The 421-nt window shown below is 41.3% G+C and carries 1 pseudogene; it reads left to right on the top strand.

Annotated elements, in window-relative coordinates:
- Positions 1-421 (top strand): annotated as a pseudogene (locus HMPREF3023_RS05630) (dipeptide epimerase); the annotation flags it as partial.

Raw genomic sequence — 421 nt, forward strand, 5'->3', positions numbered from 1 at the left:
CCAACAGGAGCAGTAACAGGTGAGACACAATACTCAATCATAGGAGCCTTCAAAGACCACATAATAAAAACAATTGTGGGTAGGGACGTAGATGATTTTGAGAACCTAATGATGGCCCTAAACTCCTGCATAGTAAAAAATACAAGTGCAAAGGCAGCCTGCGACATGGCCCTTTGGGACCTCTACGGACAGCTACATAAAATTCCTGTTCACAAACTAATGGGAGGATCAAGGAAGAAAATAACTACAGACATAACAATATCTGTTAATGATCCAGAAGAAATGGCAAGAGATGCCATAGATGCAGTAAAAAGAAAATACGACACCCTAAAGGTAAAAGTGGGAATAGACCCTAGCCTAGATGTAGAAAGACTTGATGCCATAAGAAGGGCAGTGGGCCCAGACGTAAGAATTAGAATTG

It is taken from the genome of Peptoniphilus sp. HMSC075B08 (genome assembly GCF_001815405.1).
Classification (GTDB): domain Bacteria; phylum Bacillota; class Clostridia; order Tissierellales; family Peptoniphilaceae; genus Peptoniphilus_A; species Peptoniphilus_A harei.